General features: G+C 70.2%; 19 protein-coding genes and 1 tRNA gene. 10 read left to right on the top strand and 10 right to left on the bottom strand.

Annotated features, from left to right (window positions below; genetic code table 11):
• Position 1 precedes the first annotated feature (1 nt).
• From ACHAAC_RS00690 to ACHAAC_RS00670, 5 genes are all read right to left on the bottom strand, one after another.
• Positions 2 to 901 carry a carbohydrate ABC transporter permease gene (locus tag ACHAAC_RS00690; protein ID WP_435713933.1) on the bottom strand — a complete coding sequence of 300 codons (900 nt, stop codon included), beginning with the start codon at positions 899 to 901 and terminating at the stop codon, positions 2 to 4.
• The gene (locus ACHAAC_RS00685; RefSeq protein WP_435713932.1) at positions 898 to 1,767 is read right to left on the bottom strand and encodes a carbohydrate ABC transporter permease; all 870 of its coding nucleotides are present in this window, start codon (positions 1,765 to 1,767) and stop codon (positions 898 to 900) included. Before ACHAAC_RS00685 ends, ACHAAC_RS00690 begins: the two co-directional genes overlap by 4 nt.
• 65 nt (positions 1,768 to 1,832) lie before the next feature.
• Positions 1,833 to 3,146 carry an ABC transporter substrate-binding protein gene (locus tag ACHAAC_RS00680; RefSeq protein ID WP_435713931.1) on the bottom strand — a complete coding sequence of 438 codons (1,314 nt, stop codon included), beginning with the start codon at positions 3,144 to 3,146 and terminating at the stop codon, positions 1,833 to 1,835.
• A 99-nt stretch (positions 3,147 to 3,245) separates the two neighbouring features.
• Complete coding sequence (hisD, locus tag ACHAAC_RS00675; protein WP_435713930.1) at positions 3,246 to 4,571, bottom strand: histidinol dehydrogenase; 1,326 nt, start codon at positions 4,569 to 4,571, stop codon at positions 3,246 to 3,248.
• A gap of 128 nt (positions 4,572 to 4,699) precedes the next feature.
• Positions 4,700 to 5,773: an ABC transporter ATP-binding protein gene (locus tag ACHAAC_RS00670; protein ID WP_435713929.1), complete on the bottom strand. Its 1,074-nt coding sequence runs from the start codon at positions 5,771 to 5,773 to the stop codon at positions 4,700 to 4,702.
• Between the two features lie 345 nt (positions 5,774 to 6,118).
• Here ACHAAC_RS00670 and ACHAAC_RS00665 point away from each other — a divergent pair, with 345 nt between their 5' ends.
• From ACHAAC_RS00665 to ACHAAC_RS00620, 10 genes are all read left to right on the top strand, one after another.
• Positions 6,119 to 7,348, top strand: coding sequence for a deoxyguanosinetriphosphate triphosphohydrolase (locus ACHAAC_RS00665; RefSeq protein ID WP_435713928.1), 1,230 nt, complete (start codon positions 6,119 to 6,121; stop codon positions 7,346 to 7,348).
• A 104-nt stretch (positions 7,349 to 7,452) separates the two neighbouring features.
• Positions 7,453 to 9,330 carry a DNA primase gene (gene dnaG, locus ACHAAC_RS00660; protein WP_435713927.1) on the top strand — a complete coding sequence of 626 codons (1,878 nt, stop codon included), beginning with the start codon at positions 7,453 to 7,455 and terminating at the stop codon, positions 9,328 to 9,330.
• 88 nt (positions 9,331 to 9,418) lie between these two features.
• The gene (locus ACHAAC_RS00655; protein ID WP_435713926.1) at positions 9,419 to 10,036 is read left to right on the top strand and encodes a sigma-70 family RNA polymerase sigma factor; all 618 of its coding nucleotides are present in this window, start codon (positions 9,419 to 9,421) and stop codon (positions 10,034 to 10,036) included.
• A tRNA-Asn gene (locus tag ACHAAC_RS00650) sits at positions 10,027 to 10,099 on the top strand. The genes ACHAAC_RS00655 and ACHAAC_RS00650 overlap by 10 nt, the downstream gene beginning before the upstream one ends.
• A 435-nt stretch (positions 10,100 to 10,534) precedes the next feature.
• Entirely contained in the window at positions 10,535 to 11,539 is a 1,005-nt protein-coding gene (locus tag ACHAAC_RS00645) for a LacI family DNA-binding transcriptional regulator (protein ID WP_435713925.1), read from the top strand.
• Positions 11,539 to 12,498, top strand: a complete 960-nt coding sequence (locus tag ACHAAC_RS00640) for a ribokinase (protein WP_435713924.1) — start codon at positions 11,539 to 11,541, stop codon at positions 12,496 to 12,498. Before ACHAAC_RS00645 ends, ACHAAC_RS00640 begins: the two co-directional genes overlap by 1 nt.
• The gene (locus tag ACHAAC_RS00635; RefSeq protein ID WP_435713923.1) at positions 12,476 to 12,928 is read left to right on the top strand and encodes an RpiB/LacA/LacB family sugar-phosphate isomerase; all 453 of its coding nucleotides are present in this window, start codon (positions 12,476 to 12,478) and stop codon (positions 12,926 to 12,928) included. The genes ACHAAC_RS00640 and ACHAAC_RS00635 overlap by 23 nt, the downstream gene beginning before the upstream one ends.
• A 21-nt stretch (positions 12,929 to 12,949) precedes the next feature.
• Complete coding sequence (locus ACHAAC_RS00630) at positions 12,950 to 14,407, top strand: Nramp family divalent metal transporter (RefSeq protein ID WP_435713922.1); 1,458 nt, start codon at positions 12,950 to 12,952, stop codon at positions 14,405 to 14,407.
• A complete protein-coding gene (locus ACHAAC_RS00625) occupies positions 14,407 to 14,772 on the top strand; it encodes a hypothetical protein (protein WP_435713921.1) in 366 nt (121 codons plus the stop codon). The genes ACHAAC_RS00630 and ACHAAC_RS00625 overlap by 1 nt, the downstream gene beginning before the upstream one ends.
• The gene (locus tag ACHAAC_RS00620; protein WP_435713920.1) at positions 14,769 to 15,584 is read left to right on the top strand and encodes an NAD(P)-dependent oxidoreductase; all 816 of its coding nucleotides are present in this window, start codon (positions 14,769 to 14,771) and stop codon (positions 15,582 to 15,584) included. Before ACHAAC_RS00625 ends, ACHAAC_RS00620 begins: the two co-directional genes overlap by 4 nt.
• A 33-nt stretch (positions 15,585 to 15,617) precedes the next feature.
• Here the strand turns inward: ACHAAC_RS00620 and ACHAAC_RS00615 are convergent, their stop codons facing one another.
• The 5 genes from ACHAAC_RS00615 to ACHAAC_RS00595 form a co-directional block, all read right to left on the bottom strand.
• A complete protein-coding gene (locus ACHAAC_RS00615) occupies positions 15,618 to 15,791 on the bottom strand; it encodes a hypothetical protein (RefSeq protein WP_435713919.1) in 174 nt (57 codons plus the stop codon).
• A gap of 157 nt (positions 15,792 to 15,948) precedes the next feature.
• Positions 15,949 to 17,391, bottom strand: coding sequence for an aspartate ammonia-lyase (locus tag ACHAAC_RS00610; RefSeq protein WP_435713918.1), 1,443 nt, complete (start codon positions 17,389 to 17,391; stop codon positions 15,949 to 15,951).
• On the bottom strand, positions 17,388 to 18,536 hold the full coding sequence (locus ACHAAC_RS00605; RefSeq protein ID WP_435713917.1) for a M20 family metallopeptidase: 1,149 nt from the start codon (positions 18,534 to 18,536) through the stop codon (positions 17,388 to 17,390). Before ACHAAC_RS00605 ends, ACHAAC_RS00610 begins: the two co-directional genes overlap by 4 nt.
• Before the next feature lie 4 nt (positions 18,537 to 18,540).
• On the bottom strand, positions 18,541 to 19,209 hold the full coding sequence (locus ACHAAC_RS00600; protein WP_435713916.1) for a DUF1028 domain-containing protein: 669 nt from the start codon (positions 19,207 to 19,209) through the stop codon (positions 18,541 to 18,543).
• Positions 19,206 to 19,673, bottom strand: coding sequence for a RidA family protein (locus tag ACHAAC_RS00595; RefSeq protein WP_435713915.1), 468 nt, complete (start codon positions 19,671 to 19,673; stop codon positions 19,206 to 19,208). The genes ACHAAC_RS00600 and ACHAAC_RS00595 overlap by 4 nt, the downstream gene beginning before the upstream one ends.
• Positions 19,674 to 19,724: the final 51 nt, after the last annotated feature.

Here is a 19,724-nt window from a genome sequence, read left to right as displayed (position 1 = left end):
GTCAGCCCTTCACCGACCCGGAGTTGAGTCCGGCGACCAGGTAGCGCTGGGCGATGAAGGCGAAGGCGATGACCGGCATGGTGAGCAGGATCGACGCGGCGCCCGCCTGCTGCAGCATCGGCAGTGTCTGCCCGAGCTGGGTGGCGATGAAGACGGGGACGGTGCGGGCCTCGACGTCGGTGAGGATGAGCGCGGTCAGGTACTCCTGGAAGGCGAACAGGAACATGAAGATCCCCGCGGTCAGGATGCCCGGGCCCATCAGCGGCAGCATGATGCGTCGTAGCGTCGCCCACCGGCTGCATCCGTCCAGCATCGCCGCCTCGTCGAGCTCGCGGGGGATCTCGGCGAAGAAGTTGCGCAGCAACCAGATGCTGAAGGGTTGGTTGATCGCGACGAGCGCCAACGAGAGCGCCAGGGTGGTGTCGTAGATGCCGAGGGCACGGGAGAGGTCGTACATCGGCAGGACCACCGCGAAGCGCGGCAGGGCCCGGAAGATCAGGGCGGCGATGAGCAGCGCGACGGCGACCCAGCTGGGAAAGCGGGAGAGGGCGTAGGCGGCGGGGATGCCGATCACCAAGGAGATGACGGTGCTGATGGTCGCCACCACGAGCGTGTTGAGCACGTACTCGTAGAACAGCGTCGTCTGCCACAGGTCGACGAATGCATCGATCGTGGGGGTCCAGGTGAAGACCGGCGGGCTCAGGAAGGCGACGTCGGTCGGCTTGCTGACCGACATGGCGGTCCAGATGACGGGGCTGAGGAAGGCCCAGCAGATGAGGACCAGCAGGCCGCCGACGATGATGCGGCCTCGGAGGCCGCCGGAGCCCGGGCCGCCGCGCGGCACCTTCGGCCTTGCGGTGGCGGGGGAGGTGGAGCGATCGGTGCTGCGGAGGACACTCATGACTCGCGGGCCTCCTTGGCCGTACGACGGATGAAGGGCAGGAGCATGACGATGATCAGCAGGATCAGCAGGACGTTGACGGCGCTGCCGAGCCCGAGCTGTTGACCGCCGTCACGGAAGGCCACGTTGTAGATGTAGAGCATGAGGGTCTCGTTGCCGATCGAGACCGCCTGTGGCGAGAGCGGGACGAGGTTGTCGAAGACCCGAAGGACGTCCATGATCGAGATCAGGGCGACGAACCCCAGCACGCCGCGGATGCTCGGCATGATCACGTACAGGTGCGTCCGGATGATGGAGGCTCCATCCACGCGCGCCGCCTCGATGATCTCCTTGGGAACGCTCTGCAGGCCCGCGATGATCACCAGCATGGCGAAGGGCAGCATCGCCCAGGCCAGGTTGAGCGCGATGATCAGCCGGTTCGGCCACGCGTCGGTGAACCACAGGACCTCTTGGCCGGAGATCTGGGTCCACGCGTAGTTGAGCACGCCTCCGAAGTTGGAGTTGAAGAGCCAGGAGAACATCGTCGCTCCGACGATGTTGGGCACCACGTAGGAGATGAGCAGGATGCCGAGGACCCATGGCTTGCTGCGTCCGAGGGTGTCCACCAGCGCGGCGAGCACGTACCCGCCCACGACGAGCACGGCCACCACGACGATCGTGAGTCCGACGGTGAACAGCACCGCCCGCCCGAACCGGGGGTCGGTGAGGGCCTCCACGTAGTTGTCCAGGCCCACCCACTCACCGGGCTGGCCGTAGTTGACGCGTTGCAGGCTCCACTCGATGGTGCGGTACAGCGGAAGCACCAACAGTGCTCCCATCACCACCACGCTGGGTGCCACGAACGCTGCGAACTCGCGTCTGCGCATCAGGGGTCCTCCTGACTGGATGGGCCGGGGACGCCGGCCGGGACGAGCCGACCGGCGCCCATGGGCTAGCGGTACTCTGCCAGGATCTTGTCGGCGGCAGCCTGCATGCGCTGTGCCCCGTCGTCGACGGAGGTCCGGCCCAGCACGACCTCGGCCACGATCGGCGTGATCTCGTTGCTGATCTGTGACGTCCACGGGTAGGGCTCGGCCGGCGGGGAGGCTCCCAACGACTCAGTGGCCGCCGCGGCGTACGGGGAGCTGTCGTCGGTGACGGCTCCTTCTCGGGCCGGGTAGGCCGCGGGGATGGAGGCCTCGGACGCGTCCTCGCTGACCGAGGAGGCGATCATCTGGAACAGGGTGTCGGCCGGCACGTCGGTGTTGTGCGGGATCGACCAGCCGTCGACCGAGAGGCTGTTGAAGAGGAAGTCACCGCCGTCGACCGAGGGCGGTGCGGCGAAGGCGAAGCTGTCGGCGAACTGGCTGTTGCTCTCCAGCGAGAGATCGTTCATCCGGCCGGAGAACATGATCGACATGGCCGCCGAGCCGTTGTACATCTGCTGCTGCACGGCGGGCTGGTCGAACGTCGTGACCTCGGGGTCCATGAAGGGCTTGAGGTCCAGCATCGACTCCAGGGCCTGCTTGGACTCGGCGCCGTCCAGGTTGGCCTCCATCGTGTCCGGATCGGTGAGGTCCGCCCCGAGAGAGCCCATCGCGGCATCGTAGGCGGTGACGATGTCGGCGCTGGCCAGCCACGGCAGGGCCAGCGGGTACTGCATGTCGGTCTCCTGCTGGATGGTCTCGGCCGCCTCGGTGAGCTCGTCGAAGGTGGTGGGCGGCTCGATGCCCAGGTCCTCGAAGACGTCCTCGCGATAGACCATGACGAACATCTGGGCCTGCATGGGGAGCCCGAAGAGCTGACCGTCGTAGGTCATTGCCTGGCGCATGTCCTCGTTGAGCGCGTCCAGGCCGTACGCCTCGGCGTGCTCGTCCCACAGCTCGTCCAGCGGCTGGAGCCGGTCCTGGGAGGCGAGCTCGGGAAGGATGAAGGAGTAGGTCTCCAGGATGTCGTACGTCCCGGTGTCCCCGGCAAGCGACGCCGTGGTCTTCTGCACCTGGCCGGCGAAGTCGACCGGTTCGTGCTGGAGCGTGGTGTTGTCCTTGCTGCAGCTCTTGACCATCGTGTTGGTGAACGGGTCGATGGCCGAGGAGTTGTAGGCGAGCACGTTGACGTCGGTGGCCTCGGCGGGGGCGTCGAAGTCGCACTCGACCTCAGCGGCGGTCTCCGAGGCTGTTCGTGAGCCGGCGCCACAGGCGGCGGCCACCAGGCAGGTGGCCGCGACCAGGGCCACGGCCTGGATCGGGCGGCGTGAGATGTTCATGTTCTCTCCAGTGTGGTGAGGGACAGGGGCGGGGACGGGGACGCCGAGCGACTCAGCGTGGTGCGAGGCACGTGGACATACGTATGCGTACCTCGGGACTCAGATCTGTTCGACACGGTCCAGCCGGAGCTGTGCGCTGTCGCGATGGGCGTCCAGCCGCTCGAAGTCCGAGACGGTCACGGTCGGCTCGGCCTGGGCCATGGTCGACTCGCGGGTGGCGCGCTGGTAGGTGAGCTGCTTGAGGAATCCGGCCACGCTGAGTCCTCCGGTGTAGCGAGCACCCCGCACTGTCGGCAGGACGTGGTTGGTGCCCGACATGCCCTTGTCGGCGTAGGCGACGGTGGACCACTCGCCGAGGAAGAGTGAGCCGTAGTTGTGCAACGACCCCAGCCACCAGTCGAGGTCCTCGGCCAGCACCTCGAGGTGCTCCGGGGCCAGGACGTCCATGATCTCGACCGCGGTCTCGCGGGTCTCGGTGAGGTAGATCGAGCCGAAGTCACGCCAGGCGGCGCCGGCGATGTCGCGCGTGGACAACGAGGCGAGCTGACGCTCGATCTCCCGCGGCACCTCGTGGGCGAGCCGCTCGGAGGTGGTGGTGAGGTTGGCCGGGGACGTCGGCCCGTGCTCGGCCTGGCCCAGCAGGTCGGCGGCAACGGTGGTGGCGTCAGCGGTGTCGTCGGCGAGGATGGCAACTTCCGACGGTCCGGCCAGCACGTCGATGCCCACGCGTCCGTAGAGCTGACGCTTGGCCTCGGCGACGTAGGCGTTGCCCGCTCCGACGAGGATGTCGGCGGGGTCGGAGTCCAGCAGGCCGAAGGCCATCGCTGCCAGTGCTTGCACCCCGCCCAGTGCGTGGACGACGCGCCCGCCCGAGACGTGGGCTGCGTACAGCACCGCGGGGTGGGGCGCCCCGGCGTTCGAGGGGGGCGTGCAGCTGACGATGTTCGGGACGCCGGCCACGTCGGCGACCCCGACGGTCATGAAGGCGCTGGCCAGGAGCGGGAAGCGTCCGGCCGGGAGGTAGGCGCCCACGTTGGCGACCGGCACGAACCGCTGACCGCAGACGACGCCGGGAAGGACCTCCTCCTCGAAGTCCTGGAGGCGGGCGCGCTGCATGCCGGCGAAGCGGCGGGTGCGATCGGCGCCGGCCTCCAGCGCCTCGCGCACCGCCGTCGGCAGCAGCTCGCCGGCCTTCTCCAGCTCGACCTCGCCGATCTCGGTCACCGAGCCCTCGAAGCCGTCGAGGTCGCGGGCGTAGCGCAGGACCGCGCCCATTCCCTCGCGCTCGATCGTCGAGAGCATCTCGGAGACGGTGTCGACCACCGCTTGGTCGCGGACGTGATCGGCTGTGGTCGTCGCTGGCTCGCGCACCACCGTGAAGGGTCCGGTCCGGATGCGCGACATGTCCTGTTCGGAGAGGTGCATACGCATACATTATTGTGACCCAGGTCATCTGGCAAGGGCTTGGACCTGCTTGTCGCAAACCCGGGGAACGGCGAAGGACCGCCACCGGCTCGATCCGATGGCGGTCCTTCGCTGCGCGGGGGCGGGTGCTACCCGAGCCTCTCCCCGGTCTCGAGGTCGAAGACGTGCACGTGGTCGGACGTGGGCTGGAAGTGCACCGTCTCACCCTTGCGTGGTGGCTGCTGGCCGTTGACCCGCACGACGAACGGGGCCGCGTCGACCTCGGCGCCGGGCGGGCGTCCGTAGACGAACGCATCGGCTCCGAGCTCCTCGACGAGGTCGATCTGCAGGGACAGTCCGGACTCGGAGAGCTCGAGGTCCTCGGGTCGGACGCCGAGCATGACCTCGTCACGAGCCTTGGCCAGGTGCTCGCGGGCGATGGGGTGGGTGACGTCGCCGAAGCGGATGCCTCCATCGACGACAGGGACGGTCATCAGGTTCATGGCGGGCGAGCCGATGAACCCTGCGACGAAGACGTTCTCGGGCCGCTCGTACATCGTGCGCGGACTGTCGCACTGCTGGAGCACGCCGTCCTTGAGCACCGCCACGCGGTCCCCCATCGTCATGGCCTCGATCTGGTCGTGAGTCACGTAGACGGTGGTGATGCCGAGACGACGCTGCAGTGCGGCGATCTGCGTACGTGTCTGCACCCGGAGCTTCGCGTCGAGGTTCGACAGGGGCTCGTCCATCAGGAACACCTGGGGCTGGCGCACGATCGCTCGACCCATCGCGACACGCTGGCGCTGACCGCCGGAGAGCGCCTTGGGCTTTCGCTCCAGGTACTCGGTCAGGTCGAGCAGCTTGGCCGCCTCCTCGACCCGGGTCTGGATCTCCGCCTTGGGCAGGCCCGCCATCTTCAGGGCGAAGCCCATGTTGCCCGCGACGCTCATGTGCGGGTACAGGGCGTAGTTCTGGAACACCATCGCCACGTCCCGGTCCTTCGGGGGCATGTGGGTGATGTCATCGTCGGCCAGCAGGATGCGGCCCTCGTTGACCTCCTCCAGGCCGGCCAGCATCCTGAGGCTGGTCGACTTACCGCAGCCCGACGGTCCGACGAGGACGAGGAACTCGCCGTCCTCGATCTGGATGTCGAGGCCATCGACCGCGGGGCTCTCGACGCCTGGGTAGGTCCGTGTCACCTTGTCGAACGTGACTGTTGCCATGATGTGCTCCTTCACCGGCAGGTACGTGCCGGACGATCCGTCGTAAAGGATGGAGTCCGCCGCCGGTCGACGGCGGACGGTGTGCTGCTGGCGTCGACAGAACCTCTCTGCCGGCGACAGCGTCGTCATCGTAGCGTCCACCGGGCCCGATGTCGTGATGGCGGTCACAGTGCCGCACTCGCGAGCAGGGTGACTCCTGATTCCCATGTCGACCTGGGCGGAATCAGCACAGGTGCACGGGAATCTGTCAGATGCACGGGTTGCTTCCCGTGCAGACGACAGGAAACCGTGCAGCTGTCACGGCGCGACGACGGCGGCCGCCGCGTGGGCGATAGCCTGCGCGACGTGGAGAGTCCGTACGGCATCGAGGCACGCGCCCGACTCGTCGCCGAGCCGCCCAAGCGTGCCGGCCGCACGCCCTTCGAGCGTGACCGCGCGCGGGTCGTCCACTCCGCCGCGCTGCGCCGGCTCTCGGCCAAGACCCAGGTCATGGGTGCCGGCACCGACGACTTCGTGCGCAACCGCCTCACGCACTCGCTGGAGGTCGCCCAGGTGGCCAGGGAGCTGGGCCAGGCGATCGGCTGTGACCCTGACATCGTCGACTCCGCCGCACTCGCCCACGACCTCGGCCACCCGCCGTTCGGGCACAACGGGGAGGTGGCGCTGGACGAGGCGGCAGTGGCGTGCGGCGGCTTCGAGGGCAATGCGCAGACGCTGCGCATCCTCAGCCGGCTGGAGTCGAAGACGTTCGACGCCGACGGGCGCAGCGTGGGGCTCAACCTCACCCGAGCCACCCTGTCGGCGTGCGTGAAGTACCCGTGGCTGCGTGGCGACGCTCCTGATGGCGGCCCGAAGTTCGGTGCCTACGCCGACGACGTGGCCGTCTTCGGCTGGCTCCGCGACGGGGCGCCGGCCAGGCGCCGGCCCGTGGAGGCGCAGGTCATGGACCTCGCCGACGACATCGCCTACTCGGTCCACGACGTCGAGGACGGGGTCGTGGGCGGGTGGTTCAGCCTCGTCGAGGGCAGGATCGACGTCGCGGCCGTGCACGGGGTCGCGCGGGACTGGTACGACGCCGGCGCCGGGGACGATCGGCTCGACGCCGCCCTGGGCCGGCTGCGGGAGATGCCCGAGTGGCCACGGACCGACTTCGACGGTGGACGCGCCGCGAGCGCCGTGCTCAAGAGCCTCACGAGTGCGCTCATCGGTCGGTTCGCGGTGGCGGCCCAGCGGGCCACCCAGGAGCAATGGGGGGATGGGCCGCTCACCCGCTTCGAGGCGGACCTGGAGGTGCCCCGGGACACCCGCGACGAGATCACGGTGCTCAAGTCCGTCGCGGCGCACTACGTCATGAGGTCGGTCGATCGTGCGGACCACCTGCGCCGGCAGAGAGAGGCGCTCACCGGTCTCGTCGAGCATCTCGCGGCCGGCGACGGCCGCGACCTGGAGACCGAGTTCGCCGCCGACCTGGCCTCGGCCGGCGATGACGCGGCGCGGCTGCGCGTGGTCATCGACCAGGTGGCGAGCCTGACCGATGTCTCGGCTCGCCTGTGGGTGGAGCGCCTGCTGCGGTGACGCAGGCCCCGGCCCCGACGTGGGTCACGCGGCCTAGGATGCACGCATGGCAGCGCGGACCGTGGTGACGTGGACGGTGCCGTCGTGGATGGGACGCCCCTGACGTGGCCGGACTGATCAAGGACGAGGACGTCCAGCTCGTCCGCGAGCGCGCCCGGATCGACGAGGTCGTCGAGCAGTACGTCACCCTGCGCAACGCCGGGGGAGGCTCCCGCAAGGGCCTGTGCCCCTTCCACGACGAGAAGTCCCCGTCGTTCAACGTCCGGCCGGCGCAGGGCTTCTACCACTGCTTCGGCTGCGGGGCCTCCGGCGACGTCTTCACCTTCCTGCGCGAGATCGAGGGCCTGGGGTTCGTGGAGGCCGTCGAACGGCTCGCGGCCAAGTACGGAGTCCAGCTGCGGTACGAGGAGGGCACACCCTCCGGCCCGCGGCGCGACCCGCGCCAGCGCCAGCGGCTGCTGGAGGCTCATCGTGAGGCCGGCGAGTTCTACGCCGAGCACCTCGCCTCCGCCCCCGACGCCCGGGCCGGGCGCACCTTCGTGACCGATCGCGGATTCGACCAGGCCGCCGCCCAGACCTTCGGCATGGGCTTCGCGCCCCGCACGGGCGAGGCCCTCGTCTCCCACCTCAAGGGCAAGGGGTTCACCGACGACGAGCTGCTCGTCGGCGGCCTGGCGTCCCGTGGTCAGCGCGGCCTCTACGACCGCTTCCGAGGCCGCCTGCTGTGGCCCATCCGCGAGATGACCGGGGAGGTCATCGGGTTCGGCGCGCGACGCATGTTCGACGACGACCGGGTCGAGGCCAAGTACCTCAACACCTCCGAGACCCCCATCTACAAGAAGAGCCAGGTCCTCTACGGCATCGACCTCGCCCGTCGCCAGATCTCCGGCTCGAGCCAGGCCGTCATCGTCGAGGGCTACACCGACGTCATGGCGTGTCACCAGGCCGGGGTGCGGACGGCCGTGGCCACGTGCGGCACCGCGTTCGGCGACGACCACGCCAGGATGCTGCGGCGCATCCTGCTCGACCACGGCACGCTTCACGGAGAGGTCATCTTCACCTTCGACGGCGACGAGGCGGGCCAGCGCGCCGCGATGAAGGCCTTCGAGGGCGACCAGGCGTTCGTCGCCCAGACCTATGTCGCCGTGGAGCCACGGGGGATGGACCCGTGCGACCTGCGCCTGGCCGACGGTGACGCCTCGGTGCGTGACCTCGTGGGCTCGCGGGTGCCGCTGTACCGCTTCGTCCTGGACAACATCCTGGCGCGCTACGACCTCGACCGCGCCGACCAGCGCATCGACGCCGCCCGCGAGGCGGTGGGTCTCACCTCCTCCATCCGCGACAAGAGCAAGGTCGAGGAGTTCCTGCGCGAGATCGCCACGCAGGTGGGGGTCGACGTCGACCAGGTCCGCACCGAGCACCGCCGCCATCGGCCCGCCGCGGCCAAGCCGCAGGCGCGTGCGGCCGCCGACGCACCGGATCCGGCCCCCGCGCCGGCGGCACCGTTCGTCAGCTTCGGGGCCCCGGAGTTCACCGACGAGCGGGAGGCGCTCAAGGCCGTCGCCCAGCACCCGCACCTCGCCGCGCCGCACCTGCAGGACGTGCACGAGAACGACTTCACGCACCCGGTGGCCCAGGAGCTGTGGCGTCGGCTCAGCGAGCACGAGTTCCCCACCCAGCCCGATGCCGGGTGGCTGCCCCGTATCTCCGACGCCATGCCCTCGGAGGATCTGCGGCGGGTCCTGGCGGTCGCGGCCGTGGAGCCGCTGCGCACCAGCGACGCCGCGACCCCTGCCGTGGTCGCCTCCGTCTTGGCTCGGCTGCAGCTGCTCACCCTGGAGCGGAGCATCACCGAGATCAAGTCCAAGCTGCAGCGCACCAACCCGGTGGACGAGCCGGAGACGTACAACCGGATGTTCGGCGACCTCATCGCGGTGGAGCAGCAGAAGCGCGTCATGCGCGAGCGTTCCTTCGGAGGGTGATCCACAGGGGAAGCGTCGGTCCCGGCCCGTCCACAGGTGCAGGTCGACCGGTCCCCGCGAGCAGGAGGGGGCAGGCAGGCTCGGGTTCGTGGCCCACCTGGTTCGAGACCTGCTCACCGAGGAGCCGTTGCCTCCGGGCCGCGAGCGGTCCCTGGCGCTGGCCGCGTGCAGCGGGGACCCCCTGGCCCGAGACGCGCTCGTCCGAGAGAGTCTGCGGCTCGTCGCCCTGCGCGTGCGGGCAATGGGCCTCGCCCCGGCCGACATCGACGACGCGATGCAGGAGGGCGCCCTCGCCCTGCTTGCCGCCGTGGACCGCTTCGACCCGGACCGCGGAGCTCGGCTGGCGACGTTCGCCTGGCCACGCATCACCGGGGCGCTCGTGCGCTGGCGCGCGAGCGCCGCTCGGACCGTGCCGGTCGCTCCCGACGAGATGCCGGTGACGGCTGCCGAGCCCGACGAGCGGGACGACTCGGCCGAGGCGTCAGCCCTCCTGCACGCCCTCCCGCCCGGCGATGCGCAGGTGCTCTGGCTGCGCCACGGCCTCGACGCGGAAGGTCGACCGCGCACCTGGGTGCAGGTGGGTCGGGAGCTCGGCATGAGCGCGTCGACGGCCCGCCGGCGAGGTGAGCGGGCCTTGTCACGAGCGCGCCACACTCTTGCTAGCATGGGCGACCGTGCTCCTGGTCCAGGAGCCGATCCCCCGTAGCTCAATTGGCAGAGCATTCGACTGTTAATCGAAGGGTTACTGGTTCGAGTCCAGTCGGGGGAGCACGAGCAAGCCCGGGCCCGCGAAAGTGGGACCCGGGCTTTCTGCTGCCCGCATCGCCGCCGGGGCCGAGGTTGGCCTCCCGGCCGACCCGGTCCCGGCTCCGATGAGCGTCCGCGCACGGTCGGATGTATTGCCTGCGGCGACCGCTCCGGTTCGTGGCCGCCGAATCACTCGCGTGATCGCTCGATGAGGATGCGCTCCTTGAGGAGCGGGCCCTCAGGTGCTGCACGGTGGCGGTGGAGAGAGATTGAGCAGACCTTCCTCTGCCCCTCGGATCCCTTGATCCAGCACCGGGGAACCAAGGCCGTGGCGAGCGCACGCCGGACGGTTGCGAAAGTGACCGGCGTCACCTACCGTGGAACATCAGTCAGTGCGTAAACGTTTACGCATCACCTCGACGAAAGGCCTCGCTGCGCCATGGCGACGATTCGAGACGTGGCGGCACGCTCCGGTGTGTCGATCGGGACCGTCTCACGCGCGCTCAACGGTCGGGCCCGGGTCAGCGACCGGACCCGGGAGCGTGTGCACCGGGTGGCCGGCGAGCTCGGCTACCGCCCGGACGAGGTGGCGCGTCACCTGGTCACGCAGACCACGACCACGGTCGCGATGGTCGTCCCCGACATCACCAACCCGTTCTTTCCCGAGCTCGTGGACGGTGTGCATCGCGCGTGCCAGGGCCGGGGCCACGCGCTCATGCTGCTGCAGTCCCCGCAGGAACCGGCCGAGTCCGAGTCCGTCCTGGAACAGCTGGCGGGACGCCGGCTCGCCGGTGTGGTGCTCGTCGGCGGTGCACTGCCGTTCGATGCCGTGACCACGGCGGTGGGCGCCACCCAGGTCGTGGTGGTCGACCGGGCATCGGCGGCATCGGCGACGACCGTGGGTGCCGCTGTCGTGCGCGCAGACCATCGCGCGGGCGCCCAGTTCGCCGGGGACCACCTCGCCGGGTTGGGGCACAGCCGCCTCGTGCACGTGGCCGGTCCGGCCGGGCTGGTCGTCACCGAGGAGCGCGTCGCCGGCTTCCGTGACGCGCTCACCGGCCGCGGGGTCGAGCTGCCCGACAGCCACCTGGCCGAGGGGGACTTCAACGAGGCGTCCGGGTACGAGGCGATGCGCGAGCTGCTCGCCCGTCACCCTGACCTCACGGGGGTCTTCGCCGCCAACGACCTGATGGCCATCGGTGCCGTCCGCGCTCTCGATGACGCCGGCGTCCGGGTGCCCCGCGACGTGAGTGTCGTGGGGTACGACGACATCCATCTGGCCCGCTACGTGCGGCCGGCCCTCACCACCGTTCGGCAGCCGGTCGCGGAGCTCGGCCGTCGGGCGGTGGCCCGGCTGCTCGACGACGTCGGCGGCGACGGTTCCGGCGATGCCCCCGACACCGTGCTGCCGGTCGAGCTCGTCGTCCGCGGCAGCACCGCGCCGATCCACGGAGGACTCTGATGGGACAGGTCATCGTCCTCGGCAGCCTCAACCGCGACCTGGTCCTTCACGTGGATCGGCTGCCCGGCCCCGGTGAGACGCTCACCGCGACCGGCTCGGCTGAGCAGTCCGGCGGGAAGGGCGCCAACCAGGCGATCGCCGCCGCGAGGGCGGGCGCCGCAGTACGCATGATCGGCGCGCTCGGGGCCGACTCCTCTGCCGCGGTGGTCCTCGACCCGCTGCGCCGCGAGGGGATCGACGTGACTGCCGTCCGTTCCGTGCCCGAGCTCCCGACGGGGCTCGCTGTGGTCAGCGTCGCCGCCGACGGCGAGAACAGCATCGTCGTCCTTCCGGGCGCCAACGGCGACGTCGACGCACGTGAGGTCGCCGCCGCGCGTCCCCGCCGGGGCGATGTGCTCCTCTGCCAGCTCGAGGTCCCGCTGACCGCCGTCGCGGCGGCCGCCGCCCAGGCTCGTGCAGCGGGCGCGCTCGTCGTCCTCAACACCGCTCCGGCCGACTCAGCCGCCACGGCGGTGCTCGGCGACGTCGACGTCCTGGTTGCCAACCAGCACGAGGCTCGTCTGCTCGCCGGCCGCGAGGACTCGCTCGAGGCCGCCCGCCTGCTGGCCGCCGAGCACAACCTGGTCTGCGTCGTCACCCTGGGCGCCGACGGTGCCGTTGCCTTCCGACCAGACGGCGAGATCTTGTCCCGCCAGGCTGTGTCGGTCTCGGCGATCGACACCACTGGCGCCGGTGACACGTTCGTCGGCTATCTCGCGACCGGTCTGTGTGAGGGCCGCGACCTCGCCGAGGTGCTTGCCGACGCGGTCGCCGCCGGCACCATCGCGGTCACCCGCCGTGGCGCGCTGGACGCCGTGCCGCGCCGGGGCGAGCTCGGCGGCAACCACGTCGACCACCACGGAACCAACACCCCCGCCACCGATTCGAAGGACTCACATGCGCATCGCACTCAGCAATGACCACGCGGGACACCCGCTCAAGGAGACCGTCGTACGTCTGCTCGGGGACCTCGGCCACGAGGTCCTCGACTCAGGGACGACCGACGACTCCCCAGTCGACTTCCCCGACATGACGGCCCGGGTGTGCGCCGACATCCTCGATGGCCGGGCCGACCGCGGAGTGCTGGTGTGCGGCACCGGGGTCGGGGCGTCGATCGCAGCCAACAAGACCCCGGGCATCCGGGCAGCCGTCGCGGCGGAGGCCTTCAGTGCCGGTCAGGGAGTCGAGCACGACGACGTCAACGTCCTGTGTCTCGGCGCGTGGCTGGTGGGCCCGGTCTTCGTCGAGCCGATCCTGCGTGCCTTCCTCGAGGCCGAGTTCTCCACCGATCCGGACTTCCGCCGCCGCGTCGACAAGCTCCACGCCCTCGATCGCGCCGGGCGCCACTAGACCTCAACCCAGGAGATTCCCATGTCCACTCCTCAGCACCAGTCCGCCGACACCGAGCGCGAGCCCTTGCTGACCTATCCCGAGCCTCCGGTCCAGCTGCGCAGGAGACTGACGCTCCTCGCAGCGTTCTCCGTCCTGGGGCCGGGCGCCATCGTCGCCTCGGCCAACATCGGCAGCGGTGAGATGGTCTTCGCCTCCCGCGGCGGCGCCATCTTCGGCTACGCCCTGCTGTGGGCGTTCGTGGTCTCCGCGGTGGCGAAGGCGGCTTTGGCCTACTCCTTCAACCGCTACACCGTCGTCGCCGGTGAGCACCCGATGTCGCGGTGGACGACGTTGTTCCGCGGGCCGCGGGGGTGGTTCACCCTCCTGATGGGCGTGGTGTCCGTGGCGGCGATCCCGTCCTGGGTCGGAGGCCTGGGCGTGGGCCTGGGCGACCTGATGGGGGAGCTCACGTCCTCCAGCGGGCCGATGTGGGCCACGGGACTGATCGTGCTGTCCGGCGTGCTGTCCTGGGTGGGCGGCTACAAGGTGCTCGAGCACGCACAGACCGTGCTCGTCGGCTTCATGCTGCTGGCGGTAGCGGTCTCGGTGATCGTGCTCCAGCCCGACTGGTTCGCCGCTCTGGCGGGACTCGTGCCGACCGTGCCGGAGTACCAGCCCTGGCTTGCGGGGGCCTACCCCGAGATCTCCGAACGGTCGGTGTGGCTGGAGGTGGCGGTCTACCTCGGCGCCGTGGGCGGCGGGACGTACGACTACATCGGGTACGCCGGCATGATGCGCGAGAAGCGCTGGGGCCTGCTCGGCGCGCCCGACCAGTCCGGCATCAGCCGGCGACTGCTGGCCCTGCCACGCGGTCGGCGGCTCCCGATCGCCACGGATGCCGAGCAGGTGGCTCGTGCCAAGGCGTGGGCCAGGGCACCACTGGGAGACACGGTGCTCTCGTTCGCGGCCATCGCGGTGTTCGCGATGATGTTCATGATCAACGGCGCCTCCCTCCTCGCCGACGAGCAGACCATCCCGGACGGCAACCAGACGCTGACCTTCCAGGCCGGGTTCCTGACGACGGTCAGCCCGAGCCTGGAGTACCTGTACTACGTCGCCGTGTTCTTCGCGTTCTTCGGCTCCCTCTACGCCTTCTGGGAGCTCTACACCTGGACGGCTTTCGAGACCCTGGCGCCGGTCTTCCCGAAGATCCAGGCTCGCGGGCAACGCGCGATGCGTCCGTGGATGTACGGCTACATCCTGGCTGCCAGCCTCGCCCTCGTCTGGACCGTGGGCGAGCTCGTGGTGATCGTGACCCCGGCCTCGGTGCTCGGCGGTCTGCTCACCTCCGGGTTGTTCTGCCTGGCCATCGTCTGGACCGAGCACAAGGTGCTTCCCCCGGAGCTGCGCCTCTCGACGGCCGGCCGGTGGTGGGTGATCATCTCCGGTGTGCTGTTGACGGTGCTTGGTGTGGTCTCGACCGTGGAGCTGTTCTGATGGCCGCCGGAGGAGTTGCCGCCGCGTGCCTGACCCTGCTGTCGCTGTGGCGGTGGCAGGACGGCGAGATCGGCTGGGCCGTGGCACTCCTGCTGCTCGCACTCGTGCAGCTGGCGCTGGTGGCGCGGCGTACGTCCCGACGCAGGCCGGGCGGGTCGACCGCTGCCGCGGTGCCGACTCCCGCCGAGACCGAGCACGCCCGACGTCACCAGCCCGGTTGGCGGGCGATCGGACTGGTCGCGATGGTGGCAGCGGTCGGCACGGTCGTCGTGTTCCCACCGCTCGCCCTCGTGCTCGCGGGCGTCGGGGTCTATGCGATGTTCCGTGCCCGCGGCTACGGGCGACTGCTCGTCGAGGCCGCATGAGCACCGCGGACACCCGGGTGAGCGTCCTGGGTCTCGGCAACCTCGGTCTGGCCATGGCCGAGCGGTTGGTCGAGGCGGGCTTCCCGGTGACTGGGTACGACGTCGTGCCCGCCGCGCGCACCCACGCGGCCGAGCGCGGGATCCAGGTCGAGGACTCGGCTGCCGCGGCAGCCGTCGACGCCGATGTCGTCTGCCTGGCGGTGGGCACGGCAGCGCAGGTCCGCGAGTGCCTGGACTCCCTCGCGGAGTCGTCCGCCGTCCATCTCGTCCATGCCACGATCGCGCCGGCCGACATGGTCGCGCTCGGCGGCGACGTGCTCGATGCTCCGGTCAGTGGCGGGCCCGACAGGGCCCGCTCCGGGAGTCTTGCGGTGATGGTCGGCGGCGCGGCCGACCTCGTCGAGCGAGCCCGACCTGTCCTGGACTCGCTCGGGCGGACCTTGCTCACCGGTGACGTCGGGTCCGCCCAGGTCACCAAGCTGGTGGGCCAGATCGTCTTCATGACCACCCAAGGCGCCCTGCTGGAGGGCGAACGCCTCGCAACGTCGTACGGGGTCGCGTGGCCCGACGCGCTCGCAGCGCTCGGGGAGGGGACCGCAGACAGCTGGGCTGTGCGGAACTGGGGGTTCTTCGACGAGGTCGCCGCCGACTACGACCGCTCCGGGTTGGACCCTGGCATGCGTCCCTGGGCGAAGGACCTCGCCACCGCACTCTCGCTGGCCGCGGACCACGAGATCGACCTTCCCCTCACCTCAGCAGCTGCTCGTCATGTCCCACCCGCCATCGACACACACGCTCGACCCGACCCCTGAGGACTACGGCGCTCTGCAGGCGGCGGTGGTTCCTCAGCGGCGGACGGAGAGGCGGTTCAGCACGCTGATGCCCTCGCGGACGTGACGGACGACGTCGCGTGTCGTCAGGTCGCGCCAGGGGGTCCGGCGATCGACCGGGTGGGTGTGGCGACCGAGCTCGACGAAGAGGGCGACGGTGAGAGTCACGAGGACGACGGTGGCGAGCACGGAGAACCTCCTGGGGATCGGTGATGCCTCACCAGACTCACCCGGGCTCGGCGGAACCGGAAGGTGCCGGCGCGACGATGGCCCGATCTCCACGGACTTTGGCGGGGACTTGCTGCTTCACCCTGCACGCCCTCGGTGGCATCGGTGAGGGGATCGGTCAGGCGACCGGGTCGCCCACCTCGGGCGCCGTCCATGCAGCCAGGTTGGCGAGGGCGCCGGGCTCCAGCAGGGCCTCGACCTCGTCGGCACCGAGCCCACTGTGCGCGAGCGCGAGCTCGCGCACACCCCCACCTCCACCGAGGACGGCCTTCGCGATCTCGGCGGACAGGGCGTACCCGAGGTGCGGGGTCAGAGCAGTCACGAGGCCCACGTTCTGGGCAGCAGCCTGCTCCAGTCGTGCGACGTCGACCGTGATGCCGTCCACGCAGAGCTCGCGCAACGACTCCAGCGCGGTGCCCGTCCAGGCGAACCCCTGCAGGAGGGCGTGGCACATGATCGGCTCGAACGCGTTGAGCTGGAGCTGGCCGGCCTCGGCGGCCATGGTGACCGTGACGTCGTTGCCGATGACCCAGAACGCGACCTGGTTGACCATCTCCGGGACCACCGGGTTCACCTTCCCCGGCATGATGCTGGAACCGGCCTGGCGTGCCGGCAAGGCCAGCTCGTTCAGGCCGGCCTGGGGCCCGGAGGACAGCAGACGAAGGTCGTTGCAGATCTTCGACACCTTCACCGCGAGCCGCTTGAGGACGCTCGAGGTGTGCACGAAGGCGCCGGGGTCGCTCGTGGCCTCGACGAGGTCGTGGGCGCGCACGAGCGGAAGGCCCGTGATCGCGGCGAGCTCGGCCACCACGAGATGCGGATAGCGTGGATGGGCGGTGATGCTGGTGCCGATCGCGGTCGCGCCGAGGTTGACCTCGCACAGCAGGGCGCGCACGTCGGCCAGCCGCGCGATCTCCTCGCGCAGGGTCACGGCGAAGGCACCGAGCTCCTGTCCCACCGTCATCGGCACGGCGTCCTGGAGCTGGGTTCGCCCGGTCTTGGGCACGGTCCGGAACTCCAGTGCCTTGAGCGCGAAGGCCTCTGCGAGGTCGGCGACGTGGATCGACAGCTCGTCGATCGCACGGACCAGCGCGAGCCTCACGGCGGTCGGGTAGACGTCGTTCGTGGACTGGCACCGGTTCACGTCGTCCAGCGGGTGGATGATGTCGTAGCGGCCGCGATCCTCGCCCATGATCTCCAGTGCGCGGTTGGCGATGACCTCGTTCGCGTTCATGTTGGTGGACGTGCCCGCGCCTCCCTGGACGACGTCGACCACGAGCTGGTCGTCGAGCAGTCCGTCCCGCAGCTCCTCGGCGGCCTGAGTGATCGATCGATGCTTGGCGTCGTCCAGCAGTCCCAGCGTGTGGTTCGTGCGGGCGGCGGCCAGCTTGACCGACCCGAGGGCCTCCGCGAGGTGGCGGTGCTCGCCCACGGGGGTTCCGCTGGCGCGGAAGTTCGACAGTGCCCGGGCGGTGTGCACGCCCCAGTAGGCAGCCTGGGGCACGGCGTGGGTGCCGAGCGAGTCCTGCTCGTGACGCACCGCCCCTTCGAGCGAGCTCACCGGTCCTGCCTCTCGCCCGCCACGTCCAGTGCCGTCCATGCGAGAGCAGTGGCGGCATCGAGCAGGGCCCTCTCGGCCTGCGGACCGACACAGTGCGCAGCGAACTCCGGCTGGTGGTTCAGGGCTGGCAGCGAGTCGATCCCGATGTAGGGGTGGATGGCGGGGACGACCTGGGAGACGTTGCCCATGTCCGTGGAGGCCCGGTTCATCCGCGAGGCCATCGACCCCGACGTGAACTCGCGGCCCAGGTTGACGGCATTGCGTCGGTAGGCCGCGAGAGCTGCCTCGTCCGCACGGAACTCGGCGTAGGGCTTGCTCTCGGGAACGATCTGAAGCGTCGAACCGGTGGCCAGAGCGCCCGCCTCGAAGCATCGCCAGACCCGTTCCTCGGTGACGGCGAGCTCGTCGAGGGACTCCGCGCGTACGTACCATCGGCCCTCGGTGAGGGCCGGGATGGCGTTGGGTGCCTCGCCGCCGTTGGTCATGATGCCGTGCACGCGTGTGGTGTCGGGCAGCTGCTGACGTAGCAGACCGAGGGCGACCTGGGCGATCGTGAACGCGTCGGCGGCGTTGACGCCCTGTTCGGGATAGGCGGCTGCATGGGCGGCCTTGCCACGGTAGGAGACGTGCGAGTGCGACACCGCGAAGGGCCGCGCCTCGGCGACGTCGACCGGTGCGGGGTGGGCCATCATCGCCAGGTCGAGGCCCGCGAACGCCCCGCGGTCGAGCAGCTCGATCTTGCCACCGCCACCCTCCTCTGCGGGCGTGCCGTAGACCTCGATCGTGAGCCCGACCTCGTCGGCAAGTCCGGTGAGCGCGCGGGCCGCGCCGACGGTGATCGCCGAGATCAGGTTGTGGCCGCAGGCGTGACCGAGACCGGGGAGGGCGTCGTACTCAGCGCACAGGCCGAGCCGGAAGGGGCCGTCGCCGTACGTGGCGAGGAAGGCGGTCTCCAGCCCGAGGTAGGGAGCCGTGACCGTGAAGCCGGCATCGGACAGCGTCTCGGCGACCCAGCGGGACGAGCGGTGCTCCTCCCACGCCGTCTCGGGGTTGGCGTGCAGACGCTCGGACAGGTCGATGAGGAGCCGGGTGTCCTCGGCGATGCTGTCGACGACGTGGGCGCGAGAGTCGGTGGTGCTGCTCATCGCGTCACTCGTCCCCGGGCACGCCGTAGGAAGGGGCGGACCTCGGGTCCAGGCCACGGGCCACGTAGTCGTCGCGCTGGGGGAGCCACAGGGTCAGGAGCCGCTGCAGCTCGGTGATGGGCTCGTCGCTCCAGTCGACCCGCAGGTCGCTCTCGCGCCATTCGACGTCACGGACCACGGCCAGTCCGGCGGAGTGCAGTGGTCCGGCCTCTCCGCCGGCGTCCAGGCCGGCGCGCAGCGCTGTGAGCAGGCGGACCTCGAGCTCCCCGGTCGATCCCTCGAACGCATCGACGACCGCGTCGACGACGCCCGGGTCGGCCAGGAGATTTCCCGCGGCCACGACGCGTGTGCCGACTCGATGGTGGTGCACACCCAGGGTCTCGGCGCCGGAGTGCGCGGCGCCGCTCCCGTCGAGCGCCAGCACGCTGAGCTGGCGGTGCTCCACGTGCTCTTGTCCCTCGACGACGTGCTCCAGGGCGCTCTCGGCGGTGTGCCCGGCCTGGAGCGCGTCGAGCAGCGCGGTTCCCAGGCGTGGGTCGGTCACGTTCTGCGAGGCCGCGCCGCCGACTCCGGGCCGAAGGTGCGTGCACCGTGCGGCAACGGCAGGGCTGGAGGAGGTCACGGCCATGCCGACGGCGCCGGTGTCGTCGCTGGCCAGCACCGAGAAGGTCATCGTGTCTCCTCGGGGACGACGGCGATGGCGTCGATCTCCACCAGCCACTCCGGGCGCGCCAAGGCGCTCACGACGAGGCCGGTGGAGATGGGGTGGACGCCCTTCGTCCAGCGTCCGATGGTGCGGTAGACCGTCTCGCGATGGCGAGGATCGGTCAGGTAGATGGTGAGCTTGACCAGATGGCTCATCTGGCTGCCGGACTCCCGCAGGAGCATGTCGATGTTGGCCATGGCGCGATCGGTCTGCGCCTCCACGTCGCCGATCCCGATCGACTCGCTCGTGTCGAGATCCTGGCCGATCTGGCCACGGACGTACACGGTGCGGCCGGCGACCACGGCCTGGCACAGGTCGTTGTCCAGGCTCTGCTCGGGGTAGGTGTCGCGGGTGTTGAACGGTCGGATCCTGGCGTGGCCACCGGCCACGACGTGGCGCGTGTCCTGGGGGATGCGAACAGGCAGGTCCATCGATGCTCCTCTGGGTCGAAGGTCCAGCATGTGCCGGACCGCAACATCTGT

Source organism: Aeromicrobium sp. CF4.19 (assembly GCF_051262555.1).
Classification (GTDB): Bacteria; Actinomycetota; Actinomycetes; order Propionibacteriales; family Nocardioidaceae; genus Aeromicrobium.
Note: the sequence above shows the minus strand (reverse complement) of the source record. Positions and strands in the feature narration are given on the sequence as shown.

Excerpts from the sequence above, each read along its gene's own strand:
- ACHAAC_RS00625 (WP_435713921.1), top strand. The coding sequence starts at position 14,407 with ATGGCCGCCGGAGGAGTTGCCGCCGCGTGCCTGACCCTGCTGTCGCTG.
- ACHAAC_RS00690 (WP_435713933.1), bottom strand. The coding sequence starts at position 901 with ATGAGTGTCCTCCGCAGCACCGATCGCTCCACCTCCCCCGCCACCGCA.
- ACHAAC_RS00595 (WP_435713915.1), bottom strand. The coding sequence starts at position 19,673 with ATGGACCTGCCTGTTCGCATCCCCCAGGACACGCGCCACGTCGTGGCC.
- ACHAAC_RS00635 (WP_435713923.1), top strand. The coding sequence starts at position 12,476 with ATGCGCATCGCACTCAGCAATGACCACGCGGGACACCCGCTCAAGGAG.
- hisD (WP_435713930.1), bottom strand. The coding sequence starts at position 4,571 with ATGCACCTCTCCGAACAGGACATGTCGCGCATCCGGACCGGACCCTTC.
- ACHAAC_RS00600 (WP_435713916.1), bottom strand. The coding sequence starts at position 19,209 with ATGACCTTCTCGGTGCTGGCCAGCGACGACACCGGCGCCGTCGGCATG.
- ACHAAC_RS00670 (WP_435713929.1), bottom strand. The coding sequence starts at position 5,773 with ATGGCAACAGTCACGTTCGACAAGGTGACACGGACCTACCCAGGCGTC.
- ACHAAC_RS00605 (WP_435713917.1), bottom strand. The coding sequence starts at position 18,536 with ATGAGCAGCACCACCGACTCTCGCGCCCACGTCGTCGACAGCATCGCC.
- ACHAAC_RS00685 (WP_435713932.1), bottom strand. The coding sequence starts at position 1,767 with ATGCGCAGACGCGAGTTCGCAGCGTTCGTGGCACCCAGCGTGGTGGTG.
- ACHAAC_RS00640 (WP_435713924.1), top strand. The coding sequence starts at position 11,539 with ATGGGACAGGTCATCGTCCTCGGCAGCCTCAACCGCGACCTGGTCCTT.
- ACHAAC_RS00680 (WP_435713931.1), bottom strand. The coding sequence starts at position 3,146 with ATGAACATCTCACGCCGCCCGATCCAGGCCGTGGCCCTGGTCGCGGCC.
- ACHAAC_RS00620 (WP_435713920.1), top strand. The coding sequence starts at position 14,769 with ATGAGCACCGCGGACACCCGGGTGAGCGTCCTGGGTCTCGGCAACCTC.
- ACHAAC_RS00630 (WP_435713922.1), top strand. The coding sequence starts at position 12,950 with ATGTCCACTCCTCAGCACCAGTCCGCCGACACCGAGCGCGAGCCCTTG.